Here is a 16886-nt window from a genome sequence, read left to right as displayed (position 1 = left end):
AAGCCTCGTACATTTCGTGCGTGCAGCCAAGCCATAGGGCCAGTTTTCGGCAAGTGCCAGTTTCTTCACCGGCAATTTTGCGTTAGGGGCCTGCGCCATGAACACGCTGAGCAAGATCGAGGGCGCGTTGCCGCTGCCCGTTTCCGTCGATGACATCCTCGCAGCCCGGACTCGCATTTCCGGGTCGATCGTCAAGACGCCGACGCTCATTAGCCAGACCTTCTCGCGAATGCTTGGCTGCAACGTCTTCTTGAAGTTTGAAAATCTCCAGTTCACGGCGGCCTACAAGGAACGCGGCGCGCTCAATCGTCTGCTGCAACTTGATGACGCCGCCAAGGCCAAGGGCGTGATCGGCGCTTCGGCCGGCAACCATGCGCAGGGCCTTGCCTATCATGGCAAGCGCCTTGGCGTGCCCGTTACCATCGTCATGCCGACCACGACGCCGACGGTGAAAGTCACCCAGACCCAGGGCCATGGCGCGACCGTCGTTCAGTTCGGCGAGAAATTCGATGACGCCTATGCCCATGCCCGCAAGCTGGAAGCCGAACAGGGGCTCACCTTCGTTCATCCCTTCGATGAACCCGATATCATTGCCGGCCAGGGCACGGTCGGCCTTGAAATGCTGGAAGATGCGCCAGAAATCGATACCCTCATCGTGCCGATCGGTGGTGGTGGCCTCTTTTCGGGGATCGGCACGGCCGCGAGGGCGATGAAGCCTGACATCAGGCTGGTCGGGGTGCAGGCCGAACTCTACCCGTCCATGTATGATTTCATCAAGGGGGCGGACCTTGCGTGCGACGGTGACACGCTGGCGGAGGGGATCGCCGTCAAGCAGCCGGGCGAACTGACCCGCCGGTTCGTCGAACGTCTGGCGGACGATATCCTGCTGGTCACCGAACGGCGCCTGGAAGAAGCGGTCAGTCTGCTCCTCCAGATCGAGAAGACCGTGGTGGAGGGCGCGGGGGCGGCTGGCTTGGCTGCGCTGCTGACATATCGTGAGCAGTTTGTCGGCCGCAATGTCGGCCTGATCCTGACCGGCGGCAACATCGACACGCGCCTGCTGGCGAATGTGCTGCTGCGCGATCTGGCCCGTTCGGGCCGTCTGGCGCGCTTGCGGATCATCCTGCAGGATCGCCCCGGGGCACTGTTCCACGTCGCGCGCATCTTCGATCAGGAAGCGGTGAATATTCTGGAATTGTCGCACCAGCGCATCTTCACCAACCTGCCGGCCAAGGGCCTCAGCCTTGATGTCGAGTGCGAGACACGCGACGGCGCTCATCTCCAGCGCTTGATCACGGCCTTGGGTGAGGCAGGATATGAGGTGGCCCCTATCGAGGTCGCCTGATGCGCCCCGGCATGCTTAACCACCGGTAAAATTTTCGTGGTAAATGGACTTTTCATGGCAGGGCGTGGACGGCATAGTCTGCCCATGAATCGTCCATCAAGCAGCGTCGAGGGGGAGTCTGGAGCATGAGCGCACCATTTCGCTTTCCGCGCTTCTTCGTGACGAACCCATCGCCTTGCCCTTATCTGCCGGGGAAGAGCGAGCGGAAAGTCTTTACCGAACTCAATGGCGACAATGCGTCGGAACTCAACGATGCGCTGGGCCGCATCGGTTTTCGCCGCAGCCAGAATGTCGCCTACCGGCCGAGCTGCGCCGATTGCTCGGCCTGTGTTTCGGTCCGCGTCGTCGCCCAGGAATTCAAGCCGAACGCGACCCAGCGCAAGCTGATGCGGCGGAACAGCGATCTGGTGGTCACGGCGTGCAAGCCCTGGTCCACTGAGGAGCAGTTTGCGCTGTTGCAGCGTTATCTGAGCGCGCGTCATCCCGGCGGCGGCATGACCGAGATGGACGAGATGGATTTTGCCGACATGGTCGAACAGACCCCGGTCGACAGCCATGTCGTGGAATATCGCGAACCCGGGGTTGATGGCCGCGTCGGCAAGTTGGTTGGCGCCTGCCTGACCGATCGTCAGGCCGATGGTCTGTCGATGATCTACAGTTTCTTCGATACCGAATCCGAAACGCGCCCTGGCCTTGGCAACTATATCATCATGGACCATATCGACCGGGCTGCCCGCGCCGGCCTGCCCTATGTCTATCTGGGCTATTGGGTCGATGGTTCGCAGCGGATGCAATATAAGATCCGCTATCGTCCGCTGGAAAAGCTCAGTCGCGCAGGCTGGGTCCGTTTCGACCCGGAAGAGCAGGCACGGGCGATCCGGGTGGTGATCCCCCGCGATGAGCCGCCCTTGCCCGTCGAACTGGCGGCGATATTGCGCCGTTAACGCGCTGCGGCCGTTTCTACCGGCATTCCGCAACCGAATTGCGACGGGCTGCATCTTGTTTATGCAGGCTTGTTTACCCTTTTCGCCTATGATGCGGCATGGGTGAGATAAAGCTGGCACGATCCGGGGCAGGCTATGGACCGCTTTGCTGATCGTCGATTTGTCGATCGATTGCCGGGCCTGAACGCGGATGTTCAGGACGATGCGTCATTATTGCCTCGTAACGATCCCTTATTCTGCGCCATTTTTAACCAGGTTTCACCGGCATTGATGCGTTGGGTCGCAGACCATCGTGGCCGGGTGCTCTCGCGCGAGATGAAGCCAGGCCTGGCGGGCTGCATCCGCGACTCGGACCCGCATGGCTATGGCTGGCTGCGCGCATTCGATGCGGGCGACCGGCGTCTCTTGTTGCGGGCGGCCACCCGGTCCACCCGTCCCGATCCCCTGACGTTGCGCTTGCGCTGTGCCGATGGTCAGGCGCGCTGGTGCATCATCAGGCTTGTGGGATTAACGATGCCGGGCGCGCGTCTGCGCTGGTATGGGACGGTCGAGGAGATATCGGATCAAAGAGGCGCGGAGGCCCATGGGCTGGCGCATGCTCTGGCTGAATCACGCGAACATTATCGCTGGTCGGTGGCGCTCAGTCCCCAGGTGCCCTGGACGGCGACGCCCGATGGCCGGATCGAGGAGGTCGGGCCGCGCTGGCAGGATCTGACCGGCATGTCGGCTACGCAGGCGATGGGGGCGGGATGGCTGGAGGCGCTTCACCCCGATGACGTAGAGCGTACGCTGACATTATGGGCCGATCGATTGCAATCGGGCGAACCGGTGGACATCGATTATCGCATCCGTCTGCGGGACGGGGATTATCGCTGGATGCGCGCGCGCGCGGCGGCGCGTCGGGATGACGCGGGCGGGATCGTCCGCTGGTACGGCACGCTGGAGGATATCCATGGTCAGAAGCTGGCGCAGCAGGCGCTCAGCCAGAGCGAGGAGCATTTCCGGCTGGCCGTGCAATCCGCCCGGCTTGGCATCTGGGACTATGATGCGGTGTCCGGCGAGCGCCGATGGTCGCCAGAGCTGCGGGCCATGCTTGGTCTGACGCCGGATCATCCTGCGACCGCCGAACTGGCGATGGCATTGGTGCATCCGGATGACCGGGCGCAACTGAAAGCCATGATGGACAGTGTCGCGGCGCAGACGCTTCCCCCCCATTTCGAGGCGACGCTGCGCATCTATCGCGCCGATACGGGGGCGATGCGCTGGATTCGCAGCACGGGATGGTCGACCCGCACCGATGCCGGGCGCCCATTGCGCGTCATCGTCACATTCCTCGACGTCACCGAACAGCGCGACGCGGAAGAACGGATACGCTGGGCGGCCAGCCATGATCCGATGACGCGCATGCCCAATCGCGCGATGTGGCAGGCCGCGCTGGAGGACATGGCGGAACAGGCACGGATCGATGGTCGCCGCTTCGGGCTGATGCTGTTCGACATCGACGATCTGAAACGGGTGAATGACTCGCTGGGCCATGATGCCGGCGACGCGCTGCTGTGCGGCTTTGCCCAGCGGCTGGCCGTCGCGGCGCCTGCCGATGCGATCGTGGGGCGCCTGGGGGGTGATGAATTTGGGTTGATATCGCCGTCGCTGATGGACAGCGCGACGCTGCGGGCGTGCAGTATGGCCTTGCTCGATACGGTGCGCGGTCCCTTCGCCTATGCGGGGCAATTGCTGGAGACGGGCGTCAGCATCGGCGGGGCCGTATTCGGCGAACATGGCGATGAAGCCAATGAGCTGTTCAAGGCGGCGGATCTGGCGCTTTATGCCTCCAAGGCATCCGGCCGCAGCCAACTGACGCTGTTCCATTCGGAACTGCGGGCCGAGGCGCAACAGCGCAGTTCGATGATCCATATGGCGCGCCAGGTGATCGCGCGTGATCTGGTCACGCCCTATTATCAACCCAAGGTCGACATGCGCAGCGGACGCATTCTGGGCTATGAGGCCTTGCTGCGCTGGCATCATCGGCGTCTGGGCGTACAGTCGCCGGCGACCATTTCGGCGGCCTTCGACCATGGCGAGCTGGCGGTGGCGCTGACGGAGCGGATGTTGAATGCCGTGTTGCGCGACATCGCCCGCTGGCTGCAGGCCGGGCGCGATCCGGGACGTGTCGCGGTCAATGCCTCGGCTGCCGATTTCGCCCAGGGTGATTTCGCCGAGCATGTCCTGCAGAAGCTAGCCGAACATGGCGTGCCGGCCCGGCATTTCGAGATCGAAGTGACCGAGACGGTCTTTCTGGGCCGTGGCGCGGATCAGGTGGGGCGCGCGCTCGAACGCTTTGCGCGCGCGGGCGTGCGGATCGCGCTCGATGATTTTGGAACCGGCTTCGCCTCGCTCAGCCATCTCAAGCAATATCCGGTCGATGTGCTGAAGATCGATCGCAGCTTCGTCAGTCATATCACCGACGACCGGGGCGATGCCGCGATCGTGGACGCGGTGGTGAAACTGGGCAGCAGCTTCGACATGGAAGTGGTGGCGGAAGGGGTCGAGACAGCGGAGCAGGCGGCGCTGCTGCTGGGCCATGGCTGCCAGGTCGGGCAGGGCTATTATTATGGCCGTCCCCAGGCCGAGCAACTGCTGTTTCCGATCGCGGACGCCTCGACTATCGCGCGGAAAATGTAACGGCCTCGATCTTGTTGCCATCGGGGTCGCGTATGAAGGCACCATAATAATGCGGGTCATATTGGGCACGCACGCCCGGCGCGCCCGCATCCAAGCCACCCAGTTCCAGCGCCAGGCGGTGAAAGCCGTCGACAGCCGCCCGGTTGGCCGCGACGAAGCAGATATGGATGCCATTGCCGGGGCTGGCGGGGGCGCCATCGACGGGCGTTTCCACGCTGAAAACAACATCGGTCACGCCATAGTCGAGCGAATGCGGGTGTTCGCGCAGGCTGCGATAGCCCAGCAACGCCATCAGCGGGTCGTAAAAAGCCCGGGCGCGGGCGATGTCATTGGTCCCGATCGAAACATGATGCAGCATGGGCAGCCCTCCTTCCAGGAGCGGGTTAACGCCCGACCCGATGAAAAGGCTTCCGCGCGGGGCCGCGTTTAACGGACCTGCGCCGTGCCATAGCTCGTGGTCGTCCGCGTCGTGCCATCGGGTTCGACCACCACCGTCGTCACCGTGGGCGGCGGATAATAATAGCCGCCCGAAATATAACCGCCCGGCGGCAGGGCAGGCGCAGGCTGGCTTTGTGGCGAGCCATAGGCCGGCGGCTGGTAGTCGACACCATAATGGCCCTCATAGCGTCCCTCATAGGTGCCGCTATAGCTCTTGCCGTCCTGCCCCTGCCAGGTGCCCGTCCAGCGTCCCTGATAATTGCTGTTATAGGTGACGCTGTCGTCGGCATAGGCATAGGCTGCACCCGGGGGCGTGGCGGCGTCGTCATAACCGCCTTCATAACGGGTCCAGTCGATGCCGTTGCGGGTGTCGTAAACCCGCCCATAGCGGTCAATCATCACCGCATCGTCATAATAGCGCGACCAGCTATAGCCGGCGGGCGGCACTGACAGGCCATAAATGCGATAATTGGCGATCTGGAAGGCGGGGTTGGTCCAATAGGAGGGAAGGGCATAGCCGCGGACAGGGCGCTGATAGCCGGCCCAGCCGCCCGGCGCGTTCCAGCCGGCATACCAGCGACCATCGGGACGGGCGCCCCAGCGATGGGCGCTGCTCACACCCGCACTTGTCGTGGCGGCCGGCGGAGTCTGCGCCAGCCCGATGCCCGCTTCCGCTGCCATCAATAGGCCCGCGCCCAGGGCGAGGATGGTCCGTGTCCGCATGGTCAACACTCCCTGTTGCCGACGGGAGCAGGGACCCGGCGGTTCAAAATGCTAATATTCTGTTTAGCATGATGATCCGCGCGGAACCATGTGGCGGGTGTGAAATCCTGTCCCGAAACGAAGCAGGCAATTGGGCTTCAGGCAATCCGTGCGGCGATTCTGGTGATGAGCGCCTCCAGCCCCCGGGCGTCCTCCGCGTCAAAGCGGCCCGGCAGCGGGCTGTCGAGATCAAGCACGCCGATCAAGCGGCCGTCATGCACGACCGGCAGGACGATTTCCGATGCGCTGGCGGCATCGCAGGCGATATGCCCGGGGAAAGCGTGGACGTCGGGGACCAGCTGGGTCTCACGGGTTTGCGCGGCCGTGCCGCATACGCCGCGCCCCAGCGGGATGCGGATGCAGGCGGCCTTGCCCTGGAACGGGCCGAGCACCAGCTCATCTTCGACCATGCGATAAAAGCCGGCCCAGTTGAGGTCGGGCAGGAACTGCCAGATCAGCGCCGACAGATTCGCCATATTGGCGATCGCGTCGGGTTCGTCGCGGGTCAGCGCATCGGCAGCGGACAGAAGATCGGCGTAGAGGGTTGCCTTGTCGGCGGCATCGGCGGGGGCAAAATCGAACATGGGCGCCGCTATAGCGGTTTCGCGCGTCAACGCAAAACGCGGCATCCCGCTTCGCTACTCTTCGGCACCGTCCCGATCCGGCGATAGATATGGAGATAGTCGGTCGGTGCTTCTGCACGGTAGTGACTGGCCATGAAGCCGCGAATGTCAGGGTTTTGCATGAAAAAGCGCTGGACGTTGAAGTCGGAGGGCTGCTGGATATTGGTCCGGCGCCGCTCGATGACGATCAATGCGGGCGGATTGCAGCGCAGGTCGCGGGCCGACCGTTCCAGCACCTGATCGGCCATAGCGCGCAATTGGGGACCGCCGCGACCGTCCTTCTCCCATTGGCCGATCGCCGGCAGCATCCAATAGGAATAGAGGCTCGACGGATAGGTCAGGCCACGCTGTTCCAGTTCCGGCCAGGTCCACATCGGGTCGGTCGCTACCGCCAGCACGGGCTCGCCGGCCGGTACGGTATCGAGCACGGCATTGATCCTGTCTTCCAGGAAATTGCGATATGGGCCGATGGAGAAGCAGAAGCACAGGCCCAGCGTCAGGGCGAGCATGGCCAGCGGATAGTCCAGCATTCGCCGCAGGCCATTGACCGATACCGCCAGCCCCAGCGCCAGCAGCAGCGCGCCGGTGACGGGAATGCTGTGATAGAGCCAGCCCTTCTGCTGCACGAAATAGGCGAAGGCAAAACCCAGCGCGGTGAGCAGCACGGTGGCCAGAATCGGCTCGATCGCGATGCGGCGCGTCAGTGCATAAAAGGCCAGCGGCAGCAGGAAGACCATCCACAGGATCGGGAAGGCGCGCAGGCAGACGTCGATGAACGGGATCTGATAGCCATGATAGGCGATGCCGACCATCGGCACCATTTGCGTCAGGAAATCGCGCGCGAACAGCAGGACGCAACCGGCGTACAGCAGCGCTGCCAGACCCAGCGTCAGCGTCTCGGCCCGGATCGGGCGCCAATGGCGCCGCAGTCCCAGCACAAGCCAGGCTTCGAGCAGCACTGGAATGGTCAGGAAATAATGCTTGAGCGCAAAGGCATAGGCGGCAAACAGCCCGACCAGAATGGCGATGGTCAGCGGCACTGCCAGGCCCAGCCGGCGTCGCGCGATCAGCGCGGCATAGGGCAGGGCGCCGATCAGCGCGAGCTGTTCGCGCTGGCCGAAATCATAGAGCGGCATGGGAACCATGACGGCAAAGGCCATCAGCATCATGGCGCAGCGACGGGCGGGCGACTGCCATGTGCCCAGCACCCCGAACAACAGGGCGGAAACCGTGCCCAGGGCGATGATGACCGGTATCATCAGGCGCAGCGGCTGGACATGCAAGGCTTCGGCCATCCATTGCACCGGCACCGCGCTCCAGAACCAGAGCGGCGGGTTCAGTTCCCAGATATCCTTGTACAGGCTGGCGCCGCCCAGCATCTGCCGCGCGATCCAATATTGCCAGACGACGTCATGGGTGATGGGGGTGGCGCGGATCGTCACCCAGCAGAGCAGGGCAGCCAGCACCAGGCTCAGTTCGGGATAATGGCTCTGCACGAAGCGACCGATTGTGCCGGACAGCAGGCCGCTCCGCCGACTGTCGAACACCAGGGTGGACGACAGCAGGAAAAAGACTGCCGAATAGCTGGCCATGGCGAAGAGGTGGGTCAGCGGATTATCGATGAACCCCATCCATCGCGCGCTGCCGATCACGAGCAGGTTGGCGCCATAGGCGATCAGGAAGGCGAGGACGAAATCGCTCGCCTGCGCCCAGGATGCGCCATTGCCCGACCGGAAGGTCCAGGACCGATGGGCGAAGAAGGAAAAGGCCAGTCCACCGGCATAACCCAGCAGGTTGGACGGATAATCGCCCAGTCCGGTGGCAAGCCCGGCCAGGATGATCGCATAGCCCAACAGCGTGTTAAGCAGCCCCACCAGCGAAAAGCGCAACAGCGCCTGGATCATGCGGCGCGACCGGCCAGCGAATATTGGGCGCCCAGCGGCACGCCTGTCAGCAGCGGTTCCAGCGGCCGTAGTGCCGCCAGCGCGCGCGGGAAGAAGATGCGATAGCGCCGGTCGATCTGGTCAAAGCCCGCCGCCCTGAAGCGCGCGCGCATCTCGGGCGCGCTGATTAGCACCGCGTTGCGATCGAATGGGCAGGCCCTGACCGCGCGCTGGGTCAGCGGATTCCACGGATTATGCTCGAACAGCACGAACATCCCGTCGGGCGCCAGCGCCTGGCGGATCTGGCGCAGCAAGTCGACATGCTGCGTCTCCGGGATGTGGTGGAAGACGCAGGCGGTGAAGATCAGGTCGAACTGGCCCAGATCGTCCGGCAACCTCTCCCCGTCATAGCACAGGAAGCGGGTGTCGCCGCTGGCCTTGCTGCGGCAGATGTCGAGCGACTGGTCGGACACGTCGAGGCAGGTGATCGCGGCATCGGGGAAATAGCGGCGCAGCGGCGCCAGGCTGTTGCCGATACCGGCCCCGAAATCGAGAATCCGGCGTGGTGACCAGCCCAGGCGGTCGGCCATGCGCCGCAGGTCGGCGATCTTGTAGTCGGCAAAGAAATCAGGGCTTTCGCCGCTGATCTGAATGGAGCGGGCATGCTGATCGACATAGTCGTTCGCGACCGCGTCAAATTCGGCTTCAGCCATTGATCACCTGCTTCAGCTTGTCGTTGAGGGCATGGACAGGATTATCCCGCGCGATCGCCTTGCGGCGGATTTCGCGCACGATGAACAATGGCCGCTGCTTGCTCTCGATATACATGCGGCCCAGATATTCGCCCAATATGCCGAGCACGAGCAACTGGACGCTGCCCATGATCAGGATCAGCGCGGCCAGGCTGCTCCAGCCGGCGACCGTTCCGCCCATCGCATAGGCGGCGATCACCCAGACCAGCGCGGCGATGCCCAGCCCGCCCAGCGCCAGACCCAGATGGGATGCGAAGCGCAAGGGCATGGTGGAAAAGCTGGTCATCGCGTCGATCGCAAAGCTGATCATCTTGCGCAGCGGATAATGACTCTGGCCGGCAAGGCGGGGATCGCGTTCATAGGGGAGGGCGACCTGGCCGAAGCCGATCCAGCTCACCATGCCACGGACGAAACGGAACCGTTCGGGCATGGCGTTGAACTGGTCGACGACGCGCCGGCTCATCAGCCGGAAATCGCCCGTGTCGCGCGGTATCGAGACATCGACCAGCCGGTCGAGCAGGCGATAGAAAGCGCTGGCGGTGGCGCGCTTGAACAGCGTTTCGCCCGCACGCCGGGTGCGCTGGCCGTAAACCACGTCATAGCCTTCGGCCATTTTGGCGATGAACTGGGGCAGCAATTCGGGCGGGTCCTGCAGGTCCGCGTCCATCACCAGCACCAGATCGCCGGTGCATAGCTGCAGGCCGGCGCTCAGCGCGAGCTGATGGCCATGATTGCGGGCCAGGTTGACCGCCGTGATGGCCGGAACGCTGTCGGCATAGCCGCGCAGCAGCGACCAGGTGGCATCGCTCGAACCATCGTCGACCAGCAGGATCTCATGATCATCGGGGAAGTGCGCGTCGCATACCGCCCGCAAGCGCCGGATCAGTTCGGGCAGGACGGCTTCTTCATTATAGCAGGGGATAACGACCGACAGTCCGGGCCTTGGCGCAAAGTCATCGTCCGTCATCTGGTCACGCCCCTCGCTGGTTTCAAAGCGGCGTTAACCAATAAATATTGACGTATTGTAAACGATAACGGCGCGCCCGGTCGGGCGGGCGTTCAATCCATCCTGACCCGACCGCGCCCCTGCTTCACCGCCGCGCGCTTGGTCTTGCCGTCTACACGGCGCTTCTGCGATGCCTTGGTCGGCTTGGTCGGGCGCCGCTTCTTGGGTACGATCGTCGCCTCGCGGATCAGCGCGAACAGGCGTTCGCGCACCTCCTGCCGGTTGAGCAACTGCGATCGCGCACCTTCGCTGCGCAGGATCAGCACGCCGTCGCGGGTCATGCGCGATCCGGCCAGATCGGCCAGCCGCTGCTTCACCGCCTCGGGCAGGCCGGGCGAGGCGGCGACGTCGAAGCGCAGCATCACCGCGCTGTCGGTGGTGTTCACATGCTGGCCGCCCGGCCCCGACGCGCGCGCGAAGCTCTCGACGATCTCGTCGCTGTCGATCGCGATGGAGCGGGTGACGGGGATGGCGACCATGGCGGATGACCGGGGCTTACAGCCCGGCTTCCTCCAATATCTCGGGGCCGAAACCGGCGGCGACGAAGGTCTCGGGCAAAGGCGCGGTGGCCTGGGCGGGGGCCTTGTTGTCGCCGCGCGGCACGCTCAGGAAGCGGCTGTGCAGCAGCATTGGTCCCTCGCCATTGCCATAGACCGGATCGCCCATGATGCCGAAGCCCAGGCCATGTTCGGCGTGCACGCGGATCTGGTGCGTGCGCCCGGTTTCCGGCGTGAAGGCGATCAGCGCACGGCCATCCTTCTCCGCCAGCTTGCGCCAGTGGGTGACGGCCGGCTTGCCGGCCTTGGCGGCAATCATGCGCCAGCCGCTGGCCGCCGTGCTCACCTTCTTGAGCGAGAGTTCGATCGTGCCTTCGTCCGCCTCGGGCACGCCAGCCAGTACCGCGACATAGCGCTTCTGGACCGTGCCGGCCTCGAACGCGGCGGCAAAGCGCTTGTGCGCCTTGGGATTGCGGGCCAGCAGCAGGCAGCCGCTGGTGTCGCGGTCCAGCCGGTGGACCGCCAGCGGCCAGCGCTGGAAGCCGAAGGTCAGCGAGGCGAGATGATTTTCGAGGCTGATCGATCCGTCGCGCGGCGCGTCGACCGGCAGGCCGGCGGGCTTGTCGAGGATGATGGCTTCGCCATCGATGAACAGCACTAGGTCGGAAAGAAGGGCCAAGAACGATATCCGATCGGGAAGGGAGGGCGGGCGATTGACCGCTACGCAGCTTTCTATAGGGCGTGAAGGCGATGGAGAATAGGGGGATCACCCGCGATCATGCGCCACAGCGGCTCGACTGGGTCGATGTCGCGCGCGGCATCGGCATCATCGCCGTGGTGGTCGGCCATGTCTGGACCCGCGGGTCCTTGCGCGACGCCATGTACAGTTTCCACATGCCGCTCTTCTTCCTGCTGTCGGGCATGCTCTCGCGCCCGCATTCCGTGGGCGCCTTCACCCGGCGGCAACTGCTCGGCCAGATGCGCCCCTATGCGATCTTCCTCGCGCTGCTGATCCTGGCGGACCAGTTCATCGAGCCGGCGCGCGGCCATGTGCCGATCTTCCACCAATGGCCGGGCGATCTGCTGCCGATCCTGCTCGGCGGCTACTGGCTGCGCGGGCCTTATACCATCTTCTGGTTCGTGCCCTGCCTGATGATGGCGCGCATCCTGTTCAACCTGGCGCTTAACCGCTGGCCCGATCCGCGCGACCCGCAATGGCTGGTGCTGATGTCCGGGCTGCTGGTGCTGGCGGAGGGGCTGGGCTGGATGACGGAGGTTTCGCCGCTCGGCCTTCTGAGCGTGCCGATGGCGATGATCCTGCTCTGGGTCGGCGCGCTCTGGCCCCGGCTGCGCTGGCGCAACCTCTGGATCGCACCGCTGGGCCTGCTCGCGCTGGCGGGCCTTGCCGGCTGGCTGCCGACGCTCAACATGAAGGCGGGCGATTATGGCTGGCCGTTGCTGTCGATCGGATCGGGCATCGCGACGTCGCTATTGCTCTTCCGCCTGTCCGCCCGGATCGCGCCGCTGGCCGCCCCGCTCGCGGCGATCGGCCGGGCGTCGCTGGTCATCATGTATCTGCATGTCGCGATCATCCATTATGGCACGCCCTATCTGGCCAAGCCCTGGCTGTTCGCGCTCGCCCTGCTGGCGCCCTTCGCCCTGTGGCACCTCATCCGCCTGTCCCCGCGCCTCAGCCGCTGGATGCTCTAGGCGGGGTAAGGCCATCTCCGTTCAGCAGGGAGTGGCTAGCGGACGCTTCCCTATTTCGTCATGCCAGCGAAGGCTGGCATCTCAAGCAGGCGCAGGCGAGGTGAATGGATAGCGCAAGACGGCTGACCTCCTTCTGCCACCGCCTGAGACCCCAGCCTTCGCTGGGGTGACGGAGTTGGCGTGCTAAGCGCCAGATTGTTTTGGCAGTTCTTCATACCCCTTTCTCCGCGCTCTTCGCGGCTCCGCGCGAACATGAATCACGCGGAGACGCGGGGGCGCGGAGAGGGAAAAGGGAAAGGCAGACTTGGGTGGTTAGCGGTCATTCGTAGTGCTGGCAGAAGATGCGCCGTCCAAAGGTAAGTTCTCTACGGTTCGATCAGACCGAATACGGAACTTCCCTCCACCATAGCCCGATCCCGATCCTCCGGTATCCACTTCGTAGACGACGCCGATAACCAACGGCTTTGCCTCGACCCCTTTCGTGTCACCACCAGAATAAACAAAAGGCTGCCCCGCAAGCGGCTGACCATATCGGATAGGGAATTTGTTAAGGCATTGATCTACGGCACGGTCTTTCCACCAGAATACACCATTTTTGACGAGAGCTTCGTCATCATTTGGTCCCGGTTTCGCTTGTGTAGTTTCCCCGTTCGCGGTCTTCACATGTATGCTGCGGATGCAGTTGGCTTGCTGCCGTGATTTGGGGTCAACGATAAAAGCGATTTGGCCATTGATGACTACGGCGCGCAAATCGTAGATGTACGAGCACCCTGAAAGCGCCAACACACCTGCAGCGATAATACCGTGTCGAAGTTCCATATGCCGAGGTATGAGCCAGAAACGGACGGTCAGCAAATGGTCGCAAGCCGCCCTACCCACATCCGTCATGCCGGGCTTGACCCGGCATCCCGCTTCACCCCTTCTGGATCAGCGACAGGCGATGATCCTCGCCGGCGCGGGCGACCAGGGCGTAGGCGGCCTGGGCGATCACCTGGGCCTGGCTCAGCGCGGCGGCATTCTCCTGCTGGGCGGGGGCGACCGGATCGGGCACGGCCGATGCCGCCGGCGACGCATAATAGCCCGCATCGGACAATTGTTCGTCCAGCGTGGTCTCGGGCGCCGCCATGGTCCGCGGCGCAGGCGAAGGCGCGCTATAGGTCAAGATTGACGGCGAAGATGACACGTCAACGCTATCGCTGACCGCTGCCGGTTCGTTCGCGACAACCGGTGCCGGAGCGGCCGGCGGCGCGGTTTCAGTAGCCGGTGGGACGCTCGCCACTGGCTCGGCCGCCGCCACCGGCGCCGTAGCCACCGGCGCGCTCGCCTCTGTCACCTTCGGTGTCGTGTTATTGCTGTTCTGGCTCGCCTGCCGCGCCTTTTGGGCCAGCTCTTCCATCGCCTTCTTGAACTGGCCCCAGCCATTGCCCGAGCCGCCGATCGCACCAACCATCTTCGTGTCGCTCCCGGTCCCCGATGCTGCCATGGCGCGGCGGGGCCTGCCATTTCCCCAAGGAACGGGCTTATCCGCGCATTAATCAATGGAGATGACGCAGCTTGTCCGGGTTGCGCATGATGTAGATGGCGGTCACCTGGCCATCCTCTATGTCCAGCGCGGTGGTCTGCAGTTCGCCATCGGCCTCGCGCGTGACGAAGCCGGGCAGGCCGTTCACCATGCAGGTGCGCAGCAGGGTCGACCCATATTTGCCGAACAGCACCGCCAGCGCCTTGTGGACCTGCATCACCTGGCCATGGCCGATCGCCGAGCGGATCGCGGCGGGGCGCTTGCCGCCGCCATCGCTGTGGAAGCTGACATCCTGCGCCAGCAGCGCGCCCAATATGCTCATGTCGCCGCTGCGCGAGGCGGCGAAGAAGGCGCCGGCAATCTCCAGCCCGCGCTGCTTCTCGATCTGGAAGCGGGGGCGGGCGTCGCGCACATGGTCGCGCGCGCGGGCGGCGAGCTGGCGACAGGCGGCGGCATCGCGCTGGATGGTCCTCGCCACCTCGTCAAAGGCCAGCCCAAATACATCGTGCAGCAGGAAGGCGGCCCGCTCCAGCGGCGAAAGTCGCTCCAATGCCAGCATCAGCGGCAGGGTGACGTCCTCTTCCTCGTCCGCTTCCTCGACCACCGGTTCGGGCAGCCACGGGCCGACATAGGTTTCGCGCTGCGCCCGCGCCGACTTCATCTGGTCCAGGCAGAGGCGGGTGACGGTGCGGCGCAGAAAGGCTTCGGGCTCGCGCACCGCGCTGCGGTCGGTGCCCATCCAGCGGATGAAGGCGTCCTGCACCACATCCTCGGCATCGGCGACCGATCCGAGCATGCGATAGGCGACCCGGATCAGGCGGGGACGCAGCGGGTCGAAGCTGTCGGCGGCGTCCATCTGCGTCCCCCCATTCATCAGGCTGCTGCCTTCATCGGCATGTCGTACCAGAGGTTGAAGCCGACGGCGATCCGGTTCCAGCCATTGATGATGTTGATCATCAGGGTCAGCTTCACCTGCTCCTCCTCGGTGAATTCCCAGTTCAGCGCCTCCTTGGCAGCCTCATGGGCATGGCCCTTGGCGATTTCGGTCAGCGCCTCGGTCCAGCCCAGCGCGGCGCGCTCGCGGTCGGTATAACAGGGCGCCTCGCGCCAGGCGGACAGCAGGTAGATGCGCTGTTCGGTTTCGCCCTTCTCGCGCGCTTCGTACGTGTGCATGTTGATGCAGTTGGCGCAGCCATTGATCTGCGACGAACGGATCTTCACCAGTTCGATCAGGCTCGGCTCCAGGCTGTCGGCGACGGCGGTGGAGAGGGCCGTCCAGCTCTTCATCAACTGCGGCGCGGCGGCATAGGGATTGATCTTGTCGGTCATGATACAGCTCCTTTGCTTGCTATTGCTGACATGACGAGACGGCTGCGCCCGATGTGACATGGGATGCGATTTTTTTCATGAGGGCCGAAAATATTTTGCCGATTCCGGCTCTGGACAGGGGGCGGGGGCAGGCGCTAGCCGGCGCCGCCTATGTCTATCATTGCCACCATCATGAACACGGCCACCGGCCAGCCCCTCCAGAAGATGAAGTTCGAGCGCATGCCCAAGCCCTGGGTGTCGCTGAACCTTGAAAATGGCGAACTGGTCACCGCCGACCGCGTCGTCGTCGGCAAGCCCGCACCGGGCAAGTTCATCACCCCGGTCGAAGTCTGGGTCACGCCCAAGACGCTGGGATAAGATGGAGTTGTAATACGGAAATATGTAATAATTACGCTGAATTCACGATTATTTTTGGTCAAATACATATAAACCTGGATGATTTTTCAGGACTTGACTTTTAATAAAATTAAAAATTCCATCAGAGTTTATTTTGTAAAGTGAAATTATAGTTGGATTTGATTTCCATGGTGTTAATGTGTGGGCAATTGTATTGTCTGTAATTTTTTCTATTCCGTAATCTTTAATGCACTTGCATATTAAGTAGCATATAAAATCTGCGGCTTGAAGTGGCGGAGTATCCGCATCATCTTTGAATGTCGGAGCGGATCTTAGGAAATTTTTTGAAGAAAATTGATTTTTTTGTATTTCGTACAATTGTAGGATTTTATTTTTTTCTGACCTTTCATCAAAGATAAAATCTACTTTTCCAAAATTATATGATTTCCCACTAATTTCTTCGTAATTTGAAATTAATTTGGGAAATATCGATAACATTCTGCTAAATGCATAAGTGTAGTGATTTTCAATTGCTGGCCCCTTTATTTTTACTCGTTCTCCATTTGAATTTATGACCACAGCGCGATTGACGCCAGCTTTGAAATCTCTAATATCAAGAGATATTCCAAAGCATAAATCGGTATATTTGTCTATAATTTCTTGAAATGCGGGGAGGTAGTGTAGTAAGTCAGGGTCTAGGCGTTGCTCGGACATGTGCAGAGACCATCTGCCATTGGCATCAATTCTACCAAATCTCCGTGCTAACGGCGACCATTCGGCAGAAAATTCCCCCCATTTATCTGAGGTCGATAAATATCCTGCTAAAACGAAGATGCCATCTTGCTCGCTTTCGTCGATATAAGCTTGCCAAGTCATGTCAGATTCTCTGATCGTTTAGGTCATGGGCCGTTGACTGCATCTAAAAGAGATACTTGCGATCATCTTTTCTAGAAAACGAAATTACCATCGTCGCACTTTAGCGTCCAATAGAGATGCTAAAGAAAAAGGAGCTGGCGCGCAGTCCCGGCGTGCCAGCTCCCTACATCCTGATTGCGCA

General features: G+C 62.4%; 18 protein-coding genes. 5 read left to right on the top strand and 13 right to left on the bottom strand.

Features of this window, described 5'->3' with window-relative positions; translation table 11 throughout:
- Positions 1–97: 97 nt before the first annotated feature.
- The 3 genes from PMI04_RS13565 (at position 98) to PMI04_RS13555 (ending at position 4971) form a co-directional block, all read left to right on the top strand.
- Positions 98–1345: a threonine ammonia-lyase gene (locus PMI04_RS13565; protein WP_007706343.1), complete on the top strand. Its 1248-nt coding sequence runs from the start codon at positions 98–100 to the stop codon at positions 1343–1345.
- A gap of 125 nt (positions 1346–1470) precedes the next feature.
- Positions 1471–2289 (top strand): arginyltransferase, encoded by an 819-nt coding sequence (locus PMI04_RS13560; protein ID WP_007706346.1) that lies wholly within the window; start codon positions 1471–1473, stop codon positions 2287–2289.
- Positions 2290–2424: 135 nt separating this feature from the next.
- A complete protein-coding gene (locus PMI04_RS13555) occupies positions 2425–4971 on the top strand; it encodes a bifunctional diguanylate cyclase/phosphodiesterase (RefSeq protein ID WP_037485552.1) in 2547 nt (848 codons plus the stop codon).
- On the opposite strand, the gene PMI04_RS13550 is transcribed toward PMI04_RS13555, so the two are convergent.
- From PMI04_RS13550 to PMI04_RS13515, 8 genes are all read right to left on the bottom strand, one after another.
- The gene (locus PMI04_RS13550) at positions 4952–5329 is read right to left on the bottom strand and encodes a VOC family protein (protein ID WP_007706351.1); all 378 of its coding nucleotides are present in this window, start codon (positions 5327–5329) and stop codon (positions 4952–4954) included. The two genes, PMI04_RS13555 and PMI04_RS13550, sit on opposite strands and share 20 nt — an antisense overlap.
- Positions 5330–5397: 68 nt before the next feature.
- Positions 5398–6132, bottom strand: a complete 735-nt coding sequence (locus PMI04_RS13545; RefSeq protein WP_007706354.1) for an RcnB family protein — start codon at positions 6130–6132, stop codon at positions 5398–5400.
- Positions 6133–6269: 137 nt separating this feature from the next.
- Positions 6270–6755, bottom strand: coding sequence for a GAF domain-containing protein (locus tag PMI04_RS13540; protein WP_037485554.1), 486 nt, complete (start codon positions 6753–6755; stop codon positions 6270–6272).
- Between the two features lie 26 nt (positions 6756–6781).
- Positions 6782–8698 carry a GtrA family protein gene (locus tag PMI04_RS13535; RefSeq protein WP_007706360.1) on the bottom strand — a complete coding sequence of 639 codons (1917 nt, stop codon included), beginning with the start codon at positions 8696–8698 and terminating at the stop codon, positions 6782–6784.
- Positions 8695–9390, bottom strand: a complete 696-nt coding sequence (locus tag PMI04_RS13530; protein WP_007706363.1) for a class I SAM-dependent methyltransferase — start codon at positions 9388–9390, stop codon at positions 8695–8697. Before PMI04_RS13530 ends, PMI04_RS13535 begins: the two co-directional genes overlap by 4 nt.
- Complete coding sequence (locus PMI04_RS13525; protein ID WP_007706366.1) at positions 9383–10396, bottom strand: glycosyltransferase family 2 protein; 1014 nt, start codon at positions 10394–10396, stop codon at positions 9383–9385. The genes PMI04_RS13530 and PMI04_RS13525 overlap by 8 nt, the downstream gene beginning before the upstream one ends.
- Before the next feature lie 92 nt (positions 10397–10488).
- Positions 10489–10914 (bottom strand): alternative ribosome rescue aminoacyl-tRNA hydrolase ArfB, encoded by a 426-nt coding sequence (arfB, locus tag PMI04_RS13520; protein WP_007706368.1) that lies wholly within the window; start codon positions 10912–10914, stop codon positions 10489–10491.
- Between the two features lie 16 nt (positions 10915–10930).
- Positions 10931–11611, bottom strand: coding sequence for an RNA pseudouridine synthase (locus PMI04_RS13515; protein WP_007706370.1), 681 nt, complete (start codon positions 11609–11611; stop codon positions 10931–10933).
- A 71-nt stretch (positions 11612–11682) separates the two neighbouring features.
- Here PMI04_RS13515 and PMI04_RS13510 point away from each other — a divergent pair, with 71 nt between their 5' ends.
- A complete protein-coding gene (locus PMI04_RS13510; protein WP_007706372.1) occupies positions 11683–12642 on the top strand; it encodes an acyltransferase family protein in 960 nt (319 codons plus the stop codon).
- Positions 12643–12954: 312 nt separating this feature from the next.
- On the opposite strand, the gene PMI04_RS13505 is transcribed toward PMI04_RS13510, so the two are convergent.
- Genes PMI04_RS13505 through PMI04_RS13490 form a run of 4 tightly spaced genes read right to left on the bottom strand, consistent with a single transcriptional unit; the run spans position 12955 to position 15493 of the window.
- Positions 12955–13530, bottom strand: a complete 576-nt coding sequence (locus tag PMI04_RS13505; RefSeq protein WP_007709232.1) for a hypothetical protein — start codon at positions 13528–13530, stop codon at positions 12955–12957.
- Between the two features lie 25 nt (positions 13531–13555).
- Positions 13556–14125: a hypothetical protein gene (locus tag PMI04_RS13500; protein WP_283184783.1), complete on the bottom strand. Its 570-nt coding sequence runs from the start codon at positions 14123–14125 to the stop codon at positions 13556–13558.
- Positions 14126–14177: 52 nt separating this feature from the next.
- Entirely contained in the window at positions 14178–15038 is an 861-nt protein-coding gene (locus PMI04_RS13495) for a sigma-70 family RNA polymerase sigma factor (protein ID WP_007711951.1), read from the bottom strand.
- The gene (locus PMI04_RS13490; protein WP_007711952.1) at positions 15038–15493 is read right to left on the bottom strand and encodes a carboxymuconolactone decarboxylase family protein; all 456 of its coding nucleotides are present in this window, start codon (positions 15491–15493) and stop codon (positions 15038–15040) included. Before PMI04_RS13490 ends, PMI04_RS13495 begins: the two co-directional genes overlap by 1 nt.
- A 150-nt stretch (positions 15494–15643) precedes the next feature.
- Between PMI04_RS13490 and PMI04_RS13485 the strand changes: the two genes are divergently transcribed.
- The gene (locus PMI04_RS13485) at positions 15644–15850 is read left to right on the top strand and encodes a hypothetical protein (protein WP_193378309.1); all 207 of its coding nucleotides are present in this window, start codon (positions 15644–15646) and stop codon (positions 15848–15850) included.
- 48 nt (positions 15851–15898) lie between these two features.
- Here PMI04_RS13485 and PMI04_RS13480 read toward each other — a convergent pair whose 3' ends face one another.
- On the bottom strand, positions 15899–16705 hold the full coding sequence (locus PMI04_RS13480) for a DUF3800 domain-containing protein (RefSeq protein ID WP_007711954.1): 807 nt from the start codon (positions 16703–16705) through the stop codon (positions 15899–15901).
- Positions 16706–16886 lie beyond the last annotated feature (181 nt).

The sequence above is a fragment of the Sphingobium sp. AP49 genome, from assembly GCF_000281715.2.
In the GTDB taxonomy this organism is placed as follows: domain Bacteria; phylum Pseudomonadota; class Alphaproteobacteria; order Sphingomonadales; family Sphingomonadaceae; genus Sphingobium.
The sequence above is the reverse complement of the archived record's forward strand: the minus strand, read 5'-3'. Positions and strand labels throughout refer to the sequence as shown.